Consider the following 18,758-nt stretch of genomic DNA (forward strand, 5'->3'; position numbering starts at 1 on the left):
AAAAGCCGAGAATCAGTCATGCGATCTTGCCGAAAAGGCAACACCTCGGCTCAGCGGCCAGTTGCTTTCGGCGACAAGCCCCGAATCGCGTTGACTAGGGTCTTGAGGAATTCCTGCGCCGCATGCGGCAACGGCCGGTCGCGATGCACGCTGATGCTGGAGCGCGCTGCCTCGAAGGCGGGGTCCGCCACCGGGATCGCCCGAAGCCCGCCGGAATGCAGCTCCGCGATCACGGTCAGCGCCGGCATGAAGGCCAACACCTGCCCGGTGGCCGCCATTCGCTTGGTGAGTTCGAGCGAGTTGGTGGTCACCAGCACTTGTGGCGAGCGTTGCCGCTTGGCGACCGCGCGCTCGAACACTTGGCGCAGCCCGAAACTGTGCTCCGGCAGGGCGATGGTCTGCGTGCAGATGTCGTCGAGATTGAGCTCGGTGCGATCTGCGAAGACATGGGTCGGCGCCACCAGGCAGGAAATCGGCTCGACATGCTCGGCTATCACTTCGATTTCCGGTCGCCGCGGCGCGTTGAAGGTGATGCCGATATCGGCTTCGTCCTCGAGCAGCGCCTCGATGATCCGATCGGTTGATCCGGTCTGGATCCGGAAGCTCACCTGCGGATAACGGTGATGAAACTCGGCGAGCAGGTCGGGCAGCAGGCCCGACACCAGGCCTTCGATCACCCAGAGCGAGACCTCACCCCGCCGCAGCCCGCGCAAATCGTCGATTTCGGTCCGGGCGCGCTCCAGATCGCGAAATATCCGATTGCTCTGTCGCGCGAGAACTTCCCCGGCCGAGGTGAGCTGGACGCCCATTTTCGAGCGCTCGAACAGCACCGCGTCGAGTTCGTGTTCGAGCTGTGCAATCTGGCGGCTGACTGCGGACGGCGCGACATGCAGGCGGTCGGCCGCCTTGCGGATCGAGCCCAGTTTCGCGACTTCGTTGAAGTATCGGAGGGCCAGAAAGCGCACACAACCTCATCTGATGGCGATTACAAGATCCCCAATCGCCAAGCCACGGGCAGATGAAGCCTGAGCACCAGGAGATCGACCGGCTGCGGCGCGAGGTCAACAAGCTCAAGGCCGAGCGGGATACCCTAACAAAGGCCGCAGCCTTTTGCGCGAAGGAAGCGACATGAAGTTGTCTTCGTCGCGCAGCGCCGGACCATCTGGCCGGTGACGATGCGACGCGCTGGAGCCGGCGGTGATCGACCTGTTCTCGCGGCGGGTGGTCGGCTGGTCGATGAGCGCCTCGATGACCGCCCAGTCGGGCAAGCGCAACACACTGATGGGGCTTAACTTATTGAAGGGAAAGGCATCTTCAAGGAAATGGTGGCCAGGGCCGGGTTGCGCAGCCGGAGGTCGTTTGCCTTGAAATCACGAGAGAAATTCTAGCGCTGAGCAGGAATGTTTGCCACCCCTGTTACACACCAGAAGCCACTCATAGTCCAAAACCAGAAATCGTTGCTTTGCCAACGAACAGCGTTTCCCACTCCGGATTGCCTGCCGCTTCTCCACGCCAATATTGCCGCGCTCTGTCTTTGGTAACGGAAAGTGGTTCGCTGTCGCCCAGGAGTAGGCTGGCGTCAGCCCGATGCACAGTGCCGCTGCAGGTCAGCTCGCAAACTGTGCCACTCTCTCCGATACGCTTGTTCCAGTACCGCGCCTCATCGACCGTCTCGCATACATAGAGACAACGCTGTCGCGAAGGTGGATTGCCACCGAACTCGTTACATCGGATCTCCTCCATAATTAGCTCGCGGCAAAGCATCACGTAGTGAATGGCCACTTCCGTGGCAATCTTCGCGAACTCAGGAGAATTGATCAGTCCGTCTCGCACTTGGCGTAAGAACGCCACGGCCTTCACATTCTGTTGCTGGCCATCTGGCATCGTTATCGGATATTCGCGCGAGCCCTCGTAAAAGCTAAAGAACGGGTTGAAGGCCTCACCAATCGTCACTTTTTGATCGGGGGCAAACGCCTGCTTGTACGGCTTTGCGACAGTGACGTGGAACAGCTTCTGTTTCTCAATTTGTTTGACCATTCAGCACACACCTTTCCCTTACCATCCGCTGATAACGCAGTGCACATTGCACGAAGAATGCGAAAAGGAACTCCAAGGGGCGCAATTTGTACAGCCACCAATGTAAAGCGGTACAAAGGCGGCGTCGGGAAGACATTTTCTTAGCCGATATGGTTTTTCCCGAACGTGGATTGATGGTGGCGAGGCGATGATCCTTGAAGCGGATCACGTCGTCTTTCGTAACCCGGCCGGCATCGTCATGGCCAAGGAGCGCCACGAATGCCCTCATGGTGTTGCTGTAGCTCTCATGGGTGCTCGGCTTGAGATTTCGCGCTTTCGCCTCCAACCACCACCCATCAACCAGAGAGGTCAATGAGCCGGCGGCAATCGGCCACGGCTTCGGAGCTTCAGCATCGGGCGCAACCCATGCAGGGAAGCGTTCGGATTTCGGGTCCGGGCGGTAGTCGCCTTGCGCATTCCGCAAGCGGCTCTCCAGTGCATCTCGGAGTGCCAACCAGAACGCCCGCAACAGGAGGCCGCGTGATGCCTCATCAACACGACGGATGCTCTCCGCCAACAGAAGCCGATCAACAAGAGACCCCACGCAAAGCTCAAGGGACGCACGGTCGGGCTGCAAGTCGGGTGGGGGAAGGTGGTCAAGATCAAGCGGCTTGCCCCGCGTGTCGAGGGGAGACCAGCCGCATCAAGCCCGCCTCGAAGGCTGCCTCATCATCCTCCGGGTCATTCGGCACTGGGCGCATCTTGCCCTCCGGCCCTTGCTCCACCGCCAAGGTCCGTTCCCTGCCCTCACCGCCAGCCCACGCCCGATACAGACGCCCCGCCAGCGCCGTAGCTTGACCATTCGTAAGGGTGGTCTCAGCGTCCTGCCGAAACGCCCGAATGATCCGCTCGAAGTATTGATCTGCTGCCGCGTTCCTCGCCTTCACCTCGGCGGGATCGGTGGTGCGGAGAGAGAACCGGATCGATTGCGTGCTCTCGGAAACCTTGACCGTGCGCGTCGTATCACCGAGCGGGAAGTGCAGTGTCTTGCCGGTCAATTGGCCCCGCACGCCCACCGGAATCCGGCGCACGTAATGGGGAAATCGGGAGCCCTCTCGCTTCATTGGACGCACCACCCGAAACAGCATTGTTGCGCACCCTTGTTAGGCAGTCGGGCAAGCGCAACACACTGATAGGGCTTAACTTCTTGAAGGGAAAGGCGTCTTCAAGGAAATGGTGCCCAGGGGCGGGATCGAACCACCGACACTGCGATTTTCAGTCGCATGCTCTACCAACTGAGCTACCTGGGCGCCGCCCGGCGCAAGTCCGGGGAGCGCCGGGTTATAGTCAGCCCTGACGGCGCTGTCCACCCGCCGCGGGGGAAACTTGCGGACGGTGACCGTCCGCCATCGAGCCGCCGGCTGGCCGCCCTCATTCGTCCTCGTCGTCGTCGCTGGGCGCGGCCGGAATCACATAGGAATTCGACAGCCAGCGGTTCAGATCGACGTCGCGGCAGCGCTCCGAACAAAATGGCCGCGAGGCCTCGACCGCCGGCTTGCCGCAGATCGGGCACTTCTTGGCAGGCCCAGCCTTCGGGGCGTTCGGCGAATCAGCTGGCATTGAGCCAGCCGAAGCGAATCGGGAACCCTTCTCCGCCGAGCAGCGTCGTCGTCTCATACAGCGGCAGCCCGACGATATTGGTGTAGGAGCCGACCAGCTTGACCACGAAGCTGCCGGCGATGCCCTGCACCGCATAGCCGCCGGCCTTGCCGCGCCATTCGCCGGAGCCGATATAGGCCTCAATATCGTCCTCGTTGAGCCGCTTGAACCGCACCTTGGATTCGATCAGGCGCTGGCGGAAGGTCTGCTTCGGCGTCACCAGGCAGATCGCGGTGTAGACCCGGTGGTTGCGCCCGCTCAGCAGCCGCAGGCATTGCGAGGCCTCATCGACCAGCTCGGCCTTGGGCAGGATGCGGCGGCCGACCGCCACCACGGTGTCGGCGGCCAGGATGTAGGCCCCGCGCAATTCATCGTCGAGCTGCACCGATTTCAGCGCCGCCTCGGCCTTGGCCCGGGCCAGCCGATTGGCGCAGACCCGCGGCAGTTCGCCCCGCTTCGGGGTCTCGTCGATATCGGCGGGACGCAGCGCGTCGGGCTCGATCCCGGCCTGATTGAGCAGGCTGACGCGCCGCGGCGAGCCGGAGGCAAGAACGAGTTTGGGACGGCCAAGCATGGGGATTTTCGGGGGCTGGAGGTGTGCGCGCGGAACCTATCGGAAGGCTTCCCCAACGACAACTGTCCTCCGCCGAGATCGCCATTTGGCGGCCGCGTTTAGCGCGCCGGCCAGTTCCAGCGCGGAACCCGACCGTCCAGAATGGTCTCGCTGAGGCGCTTTTCCAGCAGGATCTGCCGGCTCGATGGCTGCTGGTCCAGCGCGGCGACCAGCTCCGCGGCATGCGACACCACGATCAATTGGCTGCGTTGCGCCGCGCGCGCGATCAGCCGCGCCAGCGGCGGCAACAGATCCGGATGCAGGCTGGTTTCCGGCTCGTTGAGCATCATCAATTCGGGCGGCCGCGGCGACAGCAAGGCCGCCAGCAACAGCAGATAGCGCAGCGTGCCGTCGGACAATTCGGCAACCTTGAGCGGTCGCAGCAAGCCGTGCTGTTTCATTTCCAGCTCGAAATAGCCGTCCGCCACCGCGACATTCAATCTGGCGCCGGGAAATCCGTCGGCCACGGCGTCTGCCAGCTCGGCCGGATCGCCAATCTCGACGATGGTCTGCACCGCGGCCGCCAGATCCGCGCCGTCGCCGCCGAGCACGGGCGTATACGTCCCGACCTGCGGCCGGCGCGCCGGGGCGTCGCGGTCGGTGCGCAACTGGTCGTAGAATCGCCAGCCTCGCATCCGCTCGCGCAGCAGCAACAGCTCGAAGGCATCCTTCGGGTCGGCACAATGCGTCATCATGCTGTCGAACGGGTCGAGATTTTGCGTGGCCTCGCGCCATTCGCCAGTCTCGGTGCGAAGCCGCACGAACGGCCCGCGGCGCTCGGCGAATGCATTGGCGCGGCCGAGCAACTCGCCGGTCCAGACGCTTTCGAGCTTGATCTGGGGATCGCGCGCGAATAGCGAGCTGCCGGGTTGCGGCAGGCCGAGATCGATCGCGTAGCCATAATCCTCGCCGGCAAACCCCAGTTTGAGCGCGATCGGCTTGCTGCGGACCGTCCCCTGCACCGGATCGGCGCCGGCCTTCATGCGCCCGGAGAAGCTCTCAGGACCGGCCCACAGGGTCGACTGCAACCCTCCCTCGGCGGCAAGCGACTGCACCACCCGGCCCTGCGCGATATCGGCCAGCAGCTTCAGGGCGCGATACAGGCTGGACTTGCCGGTGCCATTGGCGCCGGTCACCACATTCAGCGGTCCCAGTTCAACCCGGATGTCGCGCAGCGATCGGTAACCCGAGATGGCAAGGCGTGTGATCATCGCAACCGCATCCTCAATTCGAATCGATCCCGGCCATCACCGGCGCCTTTCTTGTGCCGGTCGATTGATTTTCGAAAATCCATCCAGGATCGGCAAGCGTCGAGGCGGCTACTCGTTGCCGGCGCGGTTGCGGCCGAAGCGTTTGCGGATGCGCTGCATCAGGCTGTCGGCGACCTCGCGATAGGCCTGCAGTTTCTGCTCGCGGTTGCCCTCGACCCCGGTCGGGTCCTGGGTCGGCCAGTATTCGACCTCGACGGCGCTGGAGCGGGTCAGTTCCAGCGCCTTGTGATGCGCCTCCGGCGACAGCGTCACGATCAGATCGAAATTCAGCCCCTCATAATCTTCCAGCTCGTCGAAGGTAATCGGCTTGTGCTTGGAAATGTCGTGGCCGAGTTCGGCCATCGCCGCCACCGCGAAGGGATCGAGCTCCATCTTCCGCACCCCGGCGGATTTGACATAGGTCGTGCGCGGCGCGATCTGCCGCAGCAGCCCCTCCGCCATTGGCGAACGGACGGCGTTCATCCCACAGGCGAACAGCACCGCTTGCGGGTGGCGCAGGCGGGGCGGCGTCATCCCCTCAGGCTCGCCTGGATCGGCGGGTGATTCGCGCCATGCGGCCTATCCCTTCCAGTGCAGCACGGAGATCAGCGTGAACAGCCGGCGCGCTGTCTCGAAGTCGATCCTGACCTTGCCGCTGAGCCGTTCCTGCAGCGTGCGCGAGCCCTCGTCGTGGATGCCGCGGCGGCCCATGTCGATGGCCTCGATCTTGTCCGGCGTGGCGGTGCGGATCGCCTGATAATAGCTGTCGCAGATCATGAAATAGTCCTTCACGATCCGCCGGAACGGGGTCAGCGACAGCAGATGCGCCACCACCGGGGTGCCGTCCTCGCGGCGGATGTCGAACATCAGCCGGTTGCCGGTGATGCCGATATGCAGCGTGAACGGCCCCTCGCCGGCGCCCTCGGGGGCAAACAGGTTCTTCTCCACCAGATCGTAGATCGCGATCGCGCGCTCGTGCTCGATATCCGGCCCTGACCGCCCGATCGATTCCTCGTCGAGCGTCACCGCGACGATGCAGTTCTGGGAATCGTCTGGCGCTGTGGTCATCGCTGGTTCAAACGCAGTCCCACCGAGCGCGCATGGGCGTCGAGCCCCTCGGCCTTGCCCAGCGTCATCGCCGCCGGCCCCAGCGCGCGCAGCTGATCGGGGCCGCATTTCAGGATCGAGGTGCGCTTCATGAAGTCGAGCACGCCCAGCCCCGACGAGAATCGCGCCGAGCGCGCGGTCGGCAGCACATGGTTGGAGCCGCCGACATAGTCGCCGATCGCCTCCGGCGTGTGGGCGCCGAGGAAGATCGCGCCGGCATTGCGGATCTGCGCCGCCATCGCCTCCGGATCGGCGGTGATGATCTCCAGATGCTCGGCGGCGATCGCATTGGCCAGCGCCACCGCCTCGTCGAGTTGTTTCACCAGGATGACGGCGCCGAACCGCTCCCAGGATTCCCGCGCGATTTTCGCGCGCGCCAGCGTGGTGAGCTGCGCCGACAGCGCGCGCTCGACCTCGTCGGCCAGAATGGCGTTGTCGGTGATCAGGATCGATTGGGCGTTTTCGTCATGTTCGGCTTGCGCCAGCAGATCGGCGGCGATCCAGTCCGGATTGGCGGTCTGGTCAGCGATCACCAGCACCTCGGAGGGGCCGGCGATCATGTCGATCCCGACCTTGCCGAACACCAGCCGCTTGGCGGCGGCCACATAGGCATTGCCGGGGCCAACGATCTTGGCCACCGGCGCGATGGTCGCGGTGCCATAGGCCAGCGCCGCGACCGCCTGGGCGCCGCCGACGCGGTAGATCTCGCTGACGCCGCCGAGCTGCGCCGCCGCCAGCACCAGCGGATTGAGCTTGCCGTCGGGCGACGGCACCACCATCACCACGCGCTCCACCCCGGCCACCTTGGCGGGCATCGCATTCATCAGCACCGAGGACGGATAGGCCGCGGTGCCGCCCGGCACATAGAGGCCGACCGCCTCGATCGCGCTCCAGCGCCAGCCGAGCTCGACGCCGAGCGCATCAGTGAACGACTCATCCTTGGGCAATTGCCGGCGATGGAAGCTCTCGATCCGGTCGCGCGCCAGCGTCAGCGCCGCGATGGTGTCGCGATCGCAGGCCGCGACGGCGGCGTCGATTTCGTCCGCGGTGACGCGCAGCCCGGAGGCGTCCAGCGTCAGCCGATCGAACTTGGCGGTGGCCTCCAGCAGGGCGGCGTCGCCGCGCGCCGCCACATCATCGACAATGGCGCGGGTGGCGGCTTCGATATCGGCCGAAACCTCCCGCTTGGTCGCCAGAAAGGCTTTGAATCGCGGAGCAAAATCGGCGTTACGGCTATCGATACGGATCGGCATGTCGAAAAATCCAGCGGGGGCTTCGGCGCGAAGGCCCCCTGCTCAATGGCGCGATGGCAAATCCCCGTCAACCCTTGCGGCGTCCGGGAGAGGCCCGTCGCGAGGGCCAGCGGCGACGGCTCAGGGCTGCAGGCCGAAATCGTCGGGCCCCAGATCGGTCAATGCGCATTCCAGGCATTCCAGGTCGAGCCGCAATACCCCGCCATGGGCGAACATCAGCATCGCGCAGCCGCCCGGCGGCTCGGCGCCCGGATAGAACTCGACCCCGAGCAGTTCCAGCAGGGTTTCCGGCGCATCCAGGTCGATATTGCGGGATTTGCAGGCCAGCACCCGGTCGAATCGCAATGCCGCGATCAGCCGACGCGACGCCGTGCCGCCGGCCAGCGTCTGGTCCCAATCGAGCCGGTGCAGGCCGAGCACCAGCCGCTTCTCGCTCTGCCGCCAGATGATGTCGGCAACCGCGACGCGGGCGTCCTGCACATGGGCGGACACCACCGCGAGATCGTCGGCATCGAGCGCAATCAGTTTCAATTCGCCGGCCACGACACCACCTTGCAGCTTCAGCCGCTGATGCGCTCGATGGTGGCGCCGCATGCGGAGAGTTTTTCCTCGAGCCGCTCGAAGCCGCGGTCGAGGTGATAGATCCGGTTCACCATGGTCTCGCCTTCGGCGGCGAGGCCGGCGATCACTAGCGACACCGAGGCGCGCAGATCGGTGGCCATCACCGGCGCGCCGCGCAGCTTGGCCACGCCGTCGATGGTGGCGGTCTCGCCGTCGAGATGAATCCGCGCGCCGAACCGCGCCAATTCCTGCACATGCATGAAGCGGTTCTCGAAAATCGTCTCGGTGATGTGCGAGGCGCCCTTGGCGCAGGCCATCAGCGCCATCAGCTGCGCCTGCAGATCGGTCGGAAAGCCCGGGAACGGCGCGGTGGCGACGTCGACTGGGCTGATTCCGGCGCCGTTGCGGGCGACCCGGATGCCGTCATTATTGACGGTGATGGTGGCGCCGGCCTGACGCAGCACGTCGAGCGCGGATTGCAGCAGTTCGGGCCGCGCGCCGGACAGCTGCACATCGCCGCCGGTCATCGCCACCGCCATCGCATAGGTGCCGGTCTCGATCCGATCCGGCAGCACGGTGTGGCGGGCGCCATGCAGCTTTGCCACGCCCTCGATGGTGATCCGCGGCGTGCCGGCGCCGCTGATCCGCGCGCCCATCTTGTTCAGGCAATCGGCGACATCGACGATCTCGGGCTCGCAGGCGGCGTTGTCGATCACCGTGGTGCCTTTGGCCAAAGTGGCGGCCATCAGCGCTACATGGGTGCCGCTGACGGTGACTTTGGGGAAATCGATCGTGGCGCCGGTCAGCCCGCCGGGAGCCTTGGCGATCACATAGCCGCCATCGATGGTCAGTTCGGCGCCGAGCTTCTCCAGCGCCATGATCAGGAAATCGACCGGACGGGTGCCGATGGCGCAGCCGCCGGGCAGCGACACCTTGGCCTCGTGCATCCGCGCCAACAGTGGCGCGATCACCCAGAAGCTGGCGCGCATTTTCGAGACCAGCTCATAGGGCGCGGTGGTGTCGATGATGTTCTTGGCCGAAATATGCAGGGTCTGGCCCTGATATTCATGGTCGCCGGGCCGTTTGCCGGCCGACATGATGTCGACGCCGTGATTGCCGAGAATCCGTTGCAGCTGCGCGACATCGGCCAGCCGCGGCACATTGTCGAGAATCAGCGTCTCCTCGCTCAACAGCGCGGCGATCATCAACGGCAGCGCCGCGTTCTTGGCGCCCGAGATCGCAATGGTGCCGTTGAGCTCGTTGCCGCCGACGATGCGAATGCGATCCATGCCGATTCCCGCTGATTTGAGTGACGCAGCTTATACGACAAGACCGCCGCGGATGGCAAAAGCCGGCAGGTTTAAGGCTATTTGATGGGATTTGCCGCGATTGCACAGGGTTCAGGGAGAATCAGCCATTGGCGGCCGCGGCTCATGGTCGCTGCCGATCGGTTCGAGGCATGGCGCTGCATCGCCCGGCGGCCGCCGCCGTGCCTCGCCGCCGAACACCTCCCGGAGAGGGAGGCGGAGCGCCGAAAGGCGCGCCTTTGGTCAGGGGCCGCGGCAAAAGCTCCCGAAACGTCGGAGGCTTGCGCCGCGGAACGCCTTTCGACGCCCCGCCGCGGCGATTTTGCGCCCCAGGACCGTGCTTCCGGGCACAGGCGCGAGCCCTTTGACCCGCCGATCCCGGCGGATTTCCCGCCGTTCACCTGTGCCGCGTCCAGCCAACTAGCAAGTGGCAGACTCCCGTAGTGGAGCCGGACGGCGACCCAGAGCGTCCCGAGTGCGGAAGGAGACGTCCTCCCCCGCCCGCAGGCGCCGCACCCCGCCCCGCGACGACCAGCGTCCCGGTAACGCGCCCCCTCGATGGGGCGGAGTGATGGGAGTATAGCAGGGAAAGGAATGATGTCAAGGATTTTATTCCTTGTTACACACTTGGGCGACCACGGAATCCCGGCAGTCGAGGGCTAGGTCCTGTACGACGACATAGCAGTGGACAACCTCAGCAACGAGTTATCCATACCCACGGTTAATCTTCAGCGCCTTCGTTTGTGCTCGAGCGGCGGCAGCGTCATTGGCATCGCGAAGCCCTTGTCGTCCTTCGTACGAATGGTTTCCTCCTGGTGCATGCTAAAGCAAAGATAGATCATCGCCGCCCGGGCAAGCTTTAGGATGCGCAGCGCCTTCATCTCCAATTCATGGCGGTCAACGAAGAGCGCTAGCCGGTCGGTGTAGACATCCGGTCCCAATTGGGTGAACAAAGGGTCGCGGTCGCGAACCTTGAGATAGCGATGCTCCAGGTGGTTGCGGATGGTAGCGAGATCCCGAGCATCGGGTTCACTCGAGTCCCTGAAATCTTGCTCGACGAAATCCTTCGCCAACCAGTAGAGCCCACGCAAGGGCCAGTTCTTGGCTTGGGTAAAGACCGGCTTCAGCTCAAGGCTCTTGTCCTTCCTTTTCTCAAACCACAATGAGCGAAAAGAGACCTCAGCCAGAGGAATTCCAAGCGTCAGATAGTCGTTAAGGAAGAACGCGACCTTATCCAGAAGTGAATAGGCCGATCGAAATGCGAGTTTCGTCTTTTCGATCGAGAGCGAGTAGCCGGGATCATCCAACGTGTCATGGAGCCTGGTATCCCGGTCCGAGAAATGCGGCTTTTGATTTTTGATACCTTCGAAGAGCAACCACCGGGCGGAGGCAAATTCCTGTTTCATCTGGTTGAAGAATCCGATCAGCGTAGGGCCATCATCAATCGGCGTGCGGTAGCTGGGCAGTGAGAGCACGTCTTGCGCCGCGACGTCGCTGGTGCCGAGATCGTTAAGCGGATTGAGGAAAAGCCTGTTGTCGAGTGCCCATTGCCGGTACTCGCGCTCCGTCTGCGAGCGGCCAAGCCCATAGCCATCCAGCTTCAACTCCTTGTCCATCGCCTCAACGTCGATCTTCTTGGCGATGAAGATACGAAGCTGGACGAAGAATTCCCGCGCGCCATCCGGCGCGCTACCCCAATCGGCGTCATCCGCAAGGGCTACGGCTAAGCTCTGATGAGCACGATAAAGAAAGACTCTTTGATGCCCCGGGTCGTAATGCGCCCGCGCGTAATCGTGCCAACCGGAACCACGGTTCGCCAATGCCATGGCAAAGCGCGGCTGTTCGGCAATGGCGCGGCCCCAATATTCGCCAGCTTCAACGAAGCGGCCAGCGCTGTTGAGTTGATTACCGAGATTGGTGAGGATCTGTACGCGCTCGATCGGCTCAAGCTCTGCGAGACCTTCGGGGTTGACCGCTCGGCGCAGGCTCAGGAGTTGTTCTCGCAGCTCTGTCTGCTCCCACGCCCAAGCGTAGTTTTCGGGGTTGAATTTACGCTTACGTTCGCTATCCCATGCATTGGCGCGGTAGAACTGAAGCAGGCTACGCTGTCCTGGCGTCAGATCGGATTTCTCAAGGGTATCGCTCCATCGAAGGGCAAGCTTCGCGCCTTCCTCGCTGCCGAAGTCGCTCGAAAGGTCGACCAAATGGGCGGTCTTGAGCAAAGCCTTCTCTAGCGGGATGGCTGTGATGTCTTTCGTTGCGAGCAATCGTGCAAAATAGTCTTTGATATCCTCGGTCATGGAGCCGTGCCCATCTTTGGCATGCGCGTCTGCAAATGCGCATTTGAAGAAATAGCAAGCTTGGCCCGGGTGAGCCAAGCGACATCCGGGCCTGTCTTCCCTCGCCCCGCTCGCGGGGAGAGGGTAGCGCGGCAAGCGCAGCTTGTCGCGCCGGGTGAGGGGGCGCCTCCGCGAGGTCTGCCTCGGTGAGGCGCCCCCTCACCCGGAATTCGAGCTGCGCTCGAATTCCGACCTCTCCCCGCAAGCGGGGAGAGGTGCACGCGTGGTGGTCGCGTTGGCCAACCGACCGACCAGACATTGTTGATATCCTCGCTCTCCAGGATCGGCTTATCGTAACCGTCTTTTGCCACCTTGATCATGGCGCGGCCGAGTTGTGCGCTGGTGGTGAGATAGCTCGGCGAGATCTTCACCAGCAGCGACAGCAGCGAGCCGGTGAGGGTGTAGAGCGTGTTGATCCAGGGCGTCTTGGAGCGGACGCCGTGCAGCAAGCGTGGCCGGATGAGCGTAGCGACATCCGGCGATTTATTGTTCGATCGATCCCGCATATCGCTGCGCTCATGCGGGCCACCGCTGCTCGCTGACTAATCTTGCGCTATCACTTCGCCAAGCCGCGAGATTCCGGGTTCGCTCACAGCAAGGCTGCTCGCGCCCCGGAATGACGATGGTGGGTGGCGTGAGGCAGGAATGCGTCGTGGATGTCGTCATTGCGAGCCGAAGGCGGCGCGCAGCGCCGGCTGATGGCGAAGCAATCCAGGGGCGGCGGGCACGGACTGGATTGCGTAGTCGCTACGCTCTTCGCAATGACCGAGCCAACCATCTCGTGGCGCGGGTGATGACTCGCCTCGCCGCAAGCGTGGCCGGATGAGCGCAGCGACATCCGGGGATTTATTGTTCGATTGGTCCCGCATATCGCTGCGCTCATGCGGGCTACCGCTGCTGCAGCATGCAGCCGATCCGGTAACGTCTGGGACAACGCGGCGATGGAGGGCTTCTTCTCGTCGCTGAAGACCGAACGCACCGCGCGCAAAATCTATTGCACCAGGAACGAGGCCAGGGCAGATGTGTTCGACTACATCGAGCGGTTCTACAACGCCATCCGACGGCACTCGACGATCGGGTACGTCAGCCCGGTTGAGCTCGAACGCAAGGTGGGATTAGCTTAACCGGGTGTCCATCAAACCGGCAGCAGCTCAGTGCTGACTAGCTCGACCTCAGTGGCCTATTTTGAAAACGCAGGAGTCAGACGGCGCATCTTTACCGTCTTGCGGTAGCTCGATAATAATACCCCGCTTAACCTTTTGGTGAATCATGAAACACATTATTATTTTAGCTGTAGCTTTAGCCGTCTCTCCGGCCATGGGGGCGCCGCGGAAAGTCTGCAATCACGATCCGGTCTGCCAAGCCAAGCGCGATGGAACTTCGGTGGAAGAAGCCAGGCGGCGCGACAGTGGCCGTGAGCCCAGCAATAGGTCTCCACATGCATTGGCTTGTATGAAGAAATACGGCTTCACTTACGCTGAGTGGCGCGCGTACACGGTCCCCGCATCAAAGGCCGAGCCTTATCGGAGATGCCGGGACCGCAGAGGATAGGAAACCCACGGTATTGACCTGTTTCCGGCCTCAGCAAGCGTAACCCGGATGAGCGTAGCGACATCCGGGGACTTGTTGTTCGATTGATCCTGCATACCTCTGCGCTCATGCGGGCTGCTGCTCACTTCGCCAAGCCGCGAGATTCCGGGTTCGCTCGCAGCAAGGCTGCTCGCGCCCCGGAATGACGACGGTGGGTGGCGGGAGGCAGGAATGCATCGTGGGTGTCGTCATTGCGAGCCGAGGGCGGCGCGCAGCGCCGGCTGATGGCGAAGCAATCCAGGTGCGGCGGGCACGGACTGGATTGCGTCGTCGCTACGCTCCTCGCAATGACGGATTCGAGCGACTGTAGCTTGCAGGGCGGAATGCGCATCGCATCCGCCGCTCGCGCCATGGCGGCGCAATGCGTTTCGCTATTGCGCCCTAAGACCATGACCCAAGCGGTCGGCTCAGCCCTGGATGAAGGCCAGCAGGTCGGCATTGATGATGTCGGCCTGGGTGGTGATCATGCCGTGCGGAAAATCCTTGTAGGTCTTCAGCGTGCCGTTCTGCAGCAGCTTGGCGGACAGCGGCCCGGAATCTGCGTAGGGCACGATCTGGTCGTCCTCGCTGTGCATCACCAGCACCGGCACTTTGATCTTTTTCAGATCCTCGGTGAAATCGGTCTGCGAGAACGCCACGATGCCGTCGTAATGCGCCTTGGCGCCGCCCATCATGCCCTGCCGCCACCAGTTCTGAATGACGCCTTCCTGGGCGTCGATGCCCGGCCGGTTGAAGCCGTAGAACGGCCCCGACGGCAGGTCGCGATAGAATTGCGCGCGGTTGGCGGCGAGCTGGGCCTGCAGCCCGTCGAACACCTCCTTGGGCAGACCGCCCGGATTGGCTTCGGTCTTCACCATCAAGGGCGGCACCGCGCACAGGATCGCGGCCTTGGCGACGCGGCTGTCGCCATGGCGCGCCAGATAGTGCACCACCTCGCCGCCGCCGGTGGAATGGCCGACATGCACGGCGTCGTTGAGATCGAGATGCGCGGTCAGCGCCGCCAGATCGTCGGCGTAGTGGTCCATGTCGTGACCGTCGGCGACCTGGCTGGAGCGGCCGTGGCCGCGGCGGTCATGGGCGATGACGCGAAACCCCTTGCCGAGGAAGAACAGCATCTGCGGATCCCAATCGTCCGCCGACAGCGGCCAGCCATGGCTGAACACGATGGGCTGACCGCGGCCCCAATCCTTGTAGTAAATCTCGGTGCCATCCGTGGTCTTGATGAACGCCATGACGCGGACTTCCCTTTCCTGTGGTGGATCGTTGCAAACTAGCCAAGAATGACGACGATTGTTTGTGCCGCTCAGGCATAGCGCTGCGCCGGATGGAACCGGCGCAGCGCGATGATGATCGCCAGGCCGAACACCACCAGGGCCGCGCCCTGCGCCACCAGGAATGGCGGCTCGGTCTGGGTCGGCGCCAGCGTTTGCAGCGGCCCGACCTTCTGGAACGCCTGCACGATCAGCACGAACACGTTGAGATAGAGCGCCAGTATCGCGGTGACGATGTAGACCCGACGCCAGAATCCGGCGAGGTGTCGGACATAGAGCGCGACCAAGGCGGCGCACAGCAACACCAGCGAGATAATGCCGACGATGTGCGACGGCAGCAGCGTGGCGAAGGGAAAGAAAAAGCCGGTGATGCTGGTCAGGATCGTCAGCAGCAAGAACAGCGCGGTCCAGCCGCGCAGCGGATTGGAGGTGAGCAATCCGACCATCGCGATCAATCCCGCGGCGATGGCGACCAGGCTGATCAGGACGTGGACAAGCGTGAAGGTGCCGAGACTCATGCCGAGGATCATGACGCGCTCCTCATCTTGGACGACGCCAAAGCTACAATGCCCCGCGATGATTTGCTACCTGATCTGTTATTTCGCGCGCCTGCCGAGCGCACGAAGATTTTGCAATCGCTGCCTCAGATTCGGGCCGGCGCGGCGGTCAGCGTTTAAGAAACGAGACCAGCTTGGGAATCACCTGATCCGGCGCCTCCTCGATCAGCCAATGGCCCGAGCCGGTGACGATGACCCCTTCGACATTGGTGGCGACCATCCGTCCCTGCTTGATCAGGAATTGGCCGCCGGCCTTCTCGCCCGACAGCACCAGCATCGGCATCCGCAGCTTGGTCTTGGCGAAGCCGGCGAAGTCCTTGGCGTCCTGCTCGAAGGCATGAAACACCTCGAAGCTGGCCGCCATATAGCCGGGCCTCGCATAGGCCTTGGTGTAGAAAACGCGGTCGGATTCGGGCACCGACTTTTTCGGGTCGGCGGCAAAATCATTCCAGAAATGATCGAGATAGATCCGCTCGCGGCCCTCGACCAGCGCCAGCGGCGTCTTGCCGTAGAAATGGAAATGCCACATGTCGCTGAGCAGCCAGACATGGGTCCAGTCGCCGATTCCGGGCAGGAACGCGTCCATCAGGGCGATCCGCTCGACCTCGGCGGGATATTGCGCCGCATAGGCATAGGCCACCATCAGCCCGATATCGTGGCCGACGATCTTGATGCGATCGATCTTGAGGCTCTGCAGCAGCGCGTGGATGTCGCGCGCCATCGCCGCCTTGGTGTAGCCGTCGGGCGGCGCGCCCGAGCCGCCGAAGCCACGCAGATCCGGCGCGATCACGGTGTGATCCTCGGCCAGCTTGGCGATCAGCGGCCGCCACATCTGGCTGGTCTCGGCAAAACCATGCAGCAGCAGCACCGGATCGCCTTTGGCCGGGACTTCGGCGCCGACCTGACCGGCGATCTTGCCGGCCACCGGCCCGGTGGCCGGAACGCCAGCCAGAACGCCACCCTGTCCGGCGATCAGATAATGCAGCTTGACGCCGGGCACCTCGGCAAAGCGGCTTTCCGGCGCTTGCGCGGCGGCGGGCGCCGGCGGCAGCACCGCGAAGGCCAGCGCCAGGCCGAGGCCGATCGCGCGCAACATCTGCAAGGGCCGCATTATTCGTCTCCTTCACGTCCAGGTGCTTCAAGCACGCGTCCCGGCGCACCGCGACGGCCCCCCGGGGGTCGACGCCCATTGAAATGCGCCGTCACCGACAATTTGATGGCTTTTCCGAGCGAATCCCAGACTTCTATCGTAGCGCCCGTCAGCTCGGTTGCAAAACATCTGCGAGAAATCCGTGCAGCGCCGCGACCACCTGGGCGCCTTCGCCGATCGCGCCGCCGACCCGTTTGACCGACCCGGCGCGCACATCGCCCACCGCGAACACGCCCGGCACCGAGGTTTGCAGCGCCGATGCCGGTCGGCCGCCATCCTCTGTCGATGGCGAGCCGGTCATCACAAAGCCGGCGCGGTCCAGCGTCACGCCGCAGCCGTCGAGCCAACCGGTGGCGGGATCGGCGCCGACGAACAGAAAGACGTTGCGGATCGCCACCGAACTGACCTCGCCGGACAGCCGGCTGCGCAGCCGCACCTGCTCGAGGCCGCCGTCCTCGGGGCCGTCGAGCCCGGCCACTTCGGTGTTGAACAGCAATTCGATGTTGGGCGTCGATTCGATGCGCTCGATCAGATAGCGCGACATGCTGGCGCCGAGCCCGCCGCTGCGGATCACCATATGGACCCGCGCCGCATGGGCCGACAGGAACACGGCGGCCTGGCCGGCGGAATTGCCGCCACCGACCAGGATCACCTCCTGATCCTTGCACAGCCGACCCTCGATCGGCGACGCCCAATACCACACCCCGCGGCCTTCGAACCGCGGCAGATCCTCGATCGCGGGACGGCGGTAGCGCGCGCCGCTGGCAACCACTACGGAACGCGCCCGCAACTGCTCGCCATCATCGAGCGACAGCGCGAACAGGCCGTCGGGGCGGCCGCATCCCAGCGCCTTGACCTCGACCGGAATCATGATCTCGGCGCCGAATTTCTGCGCCTGGTTGAACGCCCGGGCGGTCAGCGCCAGGCCGGAAATGCCGGTGGGAAAGCCGAGATAATTCTCGATCCGGGCGCTGGCGCCGGCCTGCCCGCCGAAGGCGCGGGCATCGCACACCGCCACCGACAGCCCCTCGGAGGCCGCATAGACCGCGGTCGCCAGCCCCGCCGGCCCGCTGCCGACCACCGCCACGTCATAGAGCCGGTCCTTGACGCCCTCGCCGATCATGCCCATCGCGCGGGCGAGTGCGGATTCGCTCGGATTGCGCAGCACGGTGCCGTCGGGCGTCACCACCAGCGGCAGATCGCGCAGCGTCGGCGCCGAGCGCGACACCAGTTCGGCGGCGTCGCGGTCGCCAGCCGGGTCGAGCAGATGGTGCGGCCAGCCATTGCGGGTGAGAAATCCCTGCAGCCGGACCACGTCGGCGGCATGACCATGGCCGATCAGCACCGGGCCGCCGACGCCGCCCTGAATCAGATTGACCCGGCGCAGGATCAGGGCCCGCATGATCCGCTCGCCGAGTTCGGCCTCGGCGACCAACAGCGCGCGCAGCCGATCCGGCGGGATCAGCAAGGCCTCGACCTCGCCCTCGGCGCGGCCGTCGACCAGCGCGACGCGGCCGGACAATTGGCCGATCTCGGCGAGAAATTGGCCGGGGCCCTGATCGACCACCGGCGTGACATGGCCGAGCCCGTCGCGCTGGGTGATGGCGACCTGGCCGGACAGGATCACGAACATGCCCGGCCCCGGCTTGCCGGTCTCGAACAGCCGCTCGCCGTCGGCATAGGTTTTTAGCTCGCCAAAGCGGCGAATCCGGGCGATTTCCGCTGCGGTCAGGACCGGAAAGGTCTGCTCCAGCCGGGGATAGACCACGGCGGCCGGGGCCGGATCGGCATGATCGGTGTTCGGACTGAGTTCGAATGCCATTGCTGCCACTCCGCTACGCCACACACACCGCTGCTCAGCGCCGCGACGCTAGTCAGCCCCATGGACATCGCTGCCGGCTTCGCCCGGCCTGGGACCGCCATCGCCGGCGATATCGCGCGCCGGCTGATCGGCCCGGCCGCGCGACTGCGATTTCCGGCGTTTGAGGTTTTCGCGCAACGCATCGCGCAACCGGTTGTGGCGCGCGGCGACAGCGTCGGTGGCAGAGCGATTTGGCGCGTCGGTCATGGCGTACTTTGCTGGGC

Annotated in this window: 19 protein-coding genes, 1 tRNA gene and 2 pseudogenes; 3 read left to right on the forward strand and 19 right to left on the reverse strand. The window is 64.1% G+C overall.

Going from position 1 to position 18,758, the window contains the following annotated elements; translation table 11 throughout:
- Positions 1 to 50: 50 nt before the first annotated feature.
- Positions 51 to 965, reverse strand: coding sequence for a LysR family transcriptional regulator (locus RBJ75_RS16590; RefSeq protein WP_276156741.1), 915 nt, complete (start codon positions 963 to 965; stop codon positions 51 to 53).
- 38 nt (positions 966 to 1,003) lie between these two features.
- Here RBJ75_RS16590 and RBJ75_RS16595 point away from each other — a divergent pair.
- Both RBJ75_RS16595 and RBJ75_RS16600 read left to right on the forward strand, forming a co-directional pair.
- Positions 1,004 to 1,172 (forward strand): annotated as a pseudogene (locus RBJ75_RS16595) (IS3 family transposase); the annotation flags it as partial.
- A gap of 25 nt (positions 1,173 to 1,197) precedes the next feature.
- Entirely contained in the window at positions 1,198 to 1,368 is a 171-nt protein-coding gene (locus tag RBJ75_RS16600; protein WP_173427322.1) for a hypothetical protein, read from the forward strand.
- Positions 1,369 to 1,434: 66 nt separating this feature from the next.
- Here RBJ75_RS16600 and RBJ75_RS16605 read toward each other — a convergent pair whose 3' ends face one another.
- From RBJ75_RS16605 to RBJ75_RS16665, 13 genes are all read right to left on the reverse strand, one after another.
- On the reverse strand, positions 1,435 to 2,037 hold the full coding sequence (locus RBJ75_RS16605; protein WP_044407688.1) for a DUF2441 domain-containing protein: 603 nt from the start codon (positions 2,035 to 2,037) through the stop codon (positions 1,435 to 1,437).
- A complete protein-coding gene (locus tag RBJ75_RS16610; RefSeq protein WP_173427323.1) occupies positions 2,021 to 2,593 on the reverse strand; it encodes a hypothetical protein in 573 nt (190 codons plus the stop codon). Before RBJ75_RS16610 ends, RBJ75_RS16605 begins: the two co-directional genes overlap by 17 nt.
- 85 nt (positions 2,594 to 2,678) lie before the next feature.
- Positions 2,679 to 3,164, reverse strand: coding sequence for a hypothetical protein (locus RBJ75_RS16615; RefSeq protein ID WP_173427324.1), 486 nt, complete (start codon positions 3,162 to 3,164; stop codon positions 2,679 to 2,681).
- 86 nt (positions 3,165 to 3,250) lie between these two features.
- A tRNA-Phe gene (locus RBJ75_RS16620) sits at positions 3,251 to 3,326 on the reverse strand.
- 121 nt (positions 3,327 to 3,447) lie between these two features.
- Positions 3,448 to 3,636 carry a DNA gyrase inhibitor YacG gene (gene yacG, locus RBJ75_RS16625; protein WP_044407689.1) on the reverse strand — a complete coding sequence of 63 codons (189 nt, stop codon included), beginning with the start codon at positions 3,634 to 3,636 and terminating at the stop codon, positions 3,448 to 3,450.
- Positions 3,626 to 4,249 (reverse strand): Maf-like protein, encoded by a 624-nt coding sequence (locus tag RBJ75_RS16630; RefSeq protein WP_044407690.1) that lies wholly within the window; start codon positions 4,247 to 4,249, stop codon positions 3,626 to 3,628. The genes yacG and RBJ75_RS16630 overlap by 11 nt, the downstream gene beginning before the upstream one ends.
- 98 nt (positions 4,250 to 4,347) lie before the next feature.
- Complete coding sequence (locus tag RBJ75_RS16635; RefSeq protein ID WP_044407695.1) at positions 4,348 to 5,499, reverse strand: AAA family ATPase; 1,152 nt, start codon at positions 5,497 to 5,499, stop codon at positions 4,348 to 4,350.
- Positions 5,500 to 5,607: 108 nt separating this feature from the next.
- Positions 5,608 to 6,072 (reverse strand): low molecular weight phosphatase family protein, encoded by a 465-nt coding sequence (locus RBJ75_RS16640; protein WP_044407699.1) that lies wholly within the window; start codon positions 6,070 to 6,072, stop codon positions 5,608 to 5,610.
- Between the two features lie 45 nt (positions 6,073 to 6,117).
- Positions 6,118 to 6,606: a UPF0262 family protein gene (locus tag RBJ75_RS16645; RefSeq protein ID WP_044407702.1), complete on the reverse strand. Its 489-nt coding sequence runs from the start codon at positions 6,604 to 6,606 to the stop codon at positions 6,118 to 6,120.
- Positions 6,603 to 7,898 (reverse strand): histidinol dehydrogenase, encoded by a 1,296-nt coding sequence (gene hisD / locus RBJ75_RS16650; protein WP_044407706.1) that lies wholly within the window; start codon positions 7,896 to 7,898, stop codon positions 6,603 to 6,605. Before hisD ends, RBJ75_RS16645 begins: the two co-directional genes overlap by 4 nt.
- A 120-nt stretch (positions 7,899 to 8,018) precedes the next feature.
- Positions 8,019 to 8,441: a DUF2948 family protein gene (locus RBJ75_RS16655; protein WP_044407709.1), complete on the reverse strand. Its 423-nt coding sequence runs from the start codon at positions 8,439 to 8,441 to the stop codon at positions 8,019 to 8,021.
- A 17-nt stretch (positions 8,442 to 8,458) separates the two neighbouring features.
- On the reverse strand, positions 8,459 to 9,748 hold the full coding sequence (murA, locus tag RBJ75_RS16660) for a UDP-N-acetylglucosamine 1-carboxyvinyltransferase (protein ID WP_276156742.1): 1,290 nt from the start codon (positions 9,746 to 9,748) through the stop codon (positions 8,459 to 8,461).
- Between the two features lie 746 nt (positions 9,749 to 10,494).
- Positions 10,495 to 12,066: an LA2681 family HEPN domain-containing protein gene (locus RBJ75_RS16665; protein WP_052628980.1), complete on the reverse strand. Its 1,572-nt coding sequence runs from the start codon at positions 12,064 to 12,066 to the stop codon at positions 10,495 to 10,497.
- A 947-nt stretch (positions 12,067 to 13,013) separates the two neighbouring features.
- Here RBJ75_RS16665 and RBJ75_RS16670 point away from each other — a divergent pair.
- A pseudogene (locus RBJ75_RS16670) lies at positions 13,014 to 13,229 on the forward strand (IS3 family transposase); the annotation flags it as partial.
- Between the two features lie 873 nt (positions 13,230 to 14,102).
- Here RBJ75_RS16670 and RBJ75_RS16675 read toward each other — a convergent pair.
- The 5 genes from RBJ75_RS16675 to RBJ75_RS16695 form a co-directional block, all read right to left on the reverse strand.
- Complete coding sequence (locus tag RBJ75_RS16675; RefSeq protein WP_044414243.1) at positions 14,103 to 14,927, reverse strand: alpha/beta fold hydrolase; 825 nt, start codon at positions 14,925 to 14,927, stop codon at positions 14,103 to 14,105.
- Positions 14,928 to 14,998: 71 nt separating this feature from the next.
- The gene (locus RBJ75_RS16680) at positions 14,999 to 15,496 is read right to left on the reverse strand and encodes a hypothetical protein (protein WP_044414241.1); all 498 of its coding nucleotides are present in this window, start codon (positions 15,494 to 15,496) and stop codon (positions 14,999 to 15,001) included.
- 136 nt (positions 15,497 to 15,632) lie between these two features.
- Positions 15,633 to 16,634, reverse strand: coding sequence for an alpha/beta fold hydrolase (locus RBJ75_RS16685; protein WP_052628978.1), 1,002 nt, complete (start codon positions 16,632 to 16,634; stop codon positions 15,633 to 15,635).
- A gap of 148 nt (positions 16,635 to 16,782) precedes the next feature.
- Complete coding sequence (locus RBJ75_RS16690) at positions 16,783 to 18,495, reverse strand: FAD-dependent oxidoreductase (RefSeq protein ID WP_044414238.1); 1,713 nt, start codon at positions 18,493 to 18,495, stop codon at positions 16,783 to 16,785.
- Between the two features lie 48 nt (positions 18,496 to 18,543).
- Positions 18,544 to 18,741, reverse strand: coding sequence for a hypothetical protein (locus RBJ75_RS16695; protein ID WP_044414235.1), 198 nt, complete (start codon positions 18,739 to 18,741; stop codon positions 18,544 to 18,546).
- Between the last annotated feature and the right edge of the window lie 17 nt (positions 18,742 to 18,758).

Origin of the sequence: Rhodopseudomonas sp. BAL398 (genome assembly GCF_033001325.1) — a bacterium.
Taxonomy (GTDB): Bacteria; Pseudomonadota; Alphaproteobacteria; order Rhizobiales; family Xanthobacteraceae; genus JARJEH01.

Bases quoted from the DNA above. Each gene is read 5' to 3' on its own strand.
- RBJ75_RS16605 (WP_044407688.1), bottom strand. From the start codon at position 2,037: ATGGTCAAACAAATTGAGAAACAGAAGCTGTTCCACGTCACTGTCGCA.
- RBJ75_RS16615 (WP_173427324.1), bottom strand. From the start codon at position 3,164: ATGCTGTTTCGGGTGGTGCGTCCAATGAAGCGAGAGGGCTCCCGATTT.
- yacG (WP_044407689.1), bottom strand. From the start codon at position 3,636: ATGCCAGCTGATTCGCCGAACGCCCCGAAGGCTGGGCCTGCCAAGAAG.
- RBJ75_RS16630 (WP_044407690.1), bottom strand. From the start codon at position 4,249: ATGCTTGGCCGTCCCAAACTCGTTCTTGCCTCCGGCTCGCCGCGGCGC.
- RBJ75_RS16635 (WP_044407695.1), bottom strand. From the start codon at position 5,499: ATGATCACACGCCTTGCCATCTCGGGTTACCGATCGCTGCGCGACATC.
- RBJ75_RS16640 (WP_044407699.1), bottom strand. From the start codon at position 6,072: ATGACGCCGCCCCGCCTGCGCCACCCGCAAGCGGTGCTGTTCGCCTGT.
- RBJ75_RS16645 (WP_044407702.1), bottom strand. From the start codon at position 6,606: ATGACCACAGCGCCAGACGATTCCCAGAACTGCATCGTCGCGGTGACG.
- hisD (WP_044407706.1), bottom strand. From the start codon at position 7,898: ATGCCGATCCGTATCGATAGCCGTAACGCCGATTTTGCTCCGCGATTC.
- murA (WP_276156742.1), bottom strand. From the start codon at position 9,748: ATGGATCGCATTCGCATCGTCGGCGGCAACGAGCTCAACGGCACCATT.
- RBJ75_RS16665 (WP_052628980.1), bottom strand. From the start codon at position 12,066: ATGACCGAGGATATCAAAGACTATTTTGCACGATTGCTCGCAACGAAA.
- RBJ75_RS16675 (WP_044414243.1), bottom strand. From the start codon at position 14,927: ATGGCGTTCATCAAGACCACGGATGGCACCGAGATTTACTACAAGGAT.
- RBJ75_RS16680 (WP_044414241.1), bottom strand. From the start codon at position 15,496: ATGATCCTCGGCATGAGTCTCGGCACCTTCACGCTTGTCCACGTCCTG.
- RBJ75_RS16685 (WP_052628978.1), bottom strand. From the start codon at position 16,634: ATGCGGCCCTTGCAGATGTTGCGCGCGATCGGCCTCGGCCTGGCGCTG.
- RBJ75_RS16690 (WP_044414238.1), bottom strand. From the start codon at position 18,495: ATGGCATTCGAACTCAGTCCGAACACCGATCATGCCGATCCGGCCCCG.
- RBJ75_RS16695 (WP_044414235.1), bottom strand. From the start codon at position 18,741: ATGACCGACGCGCCAAATCGCTCTGCCACCGACGCTGTCGCCGCGCGC.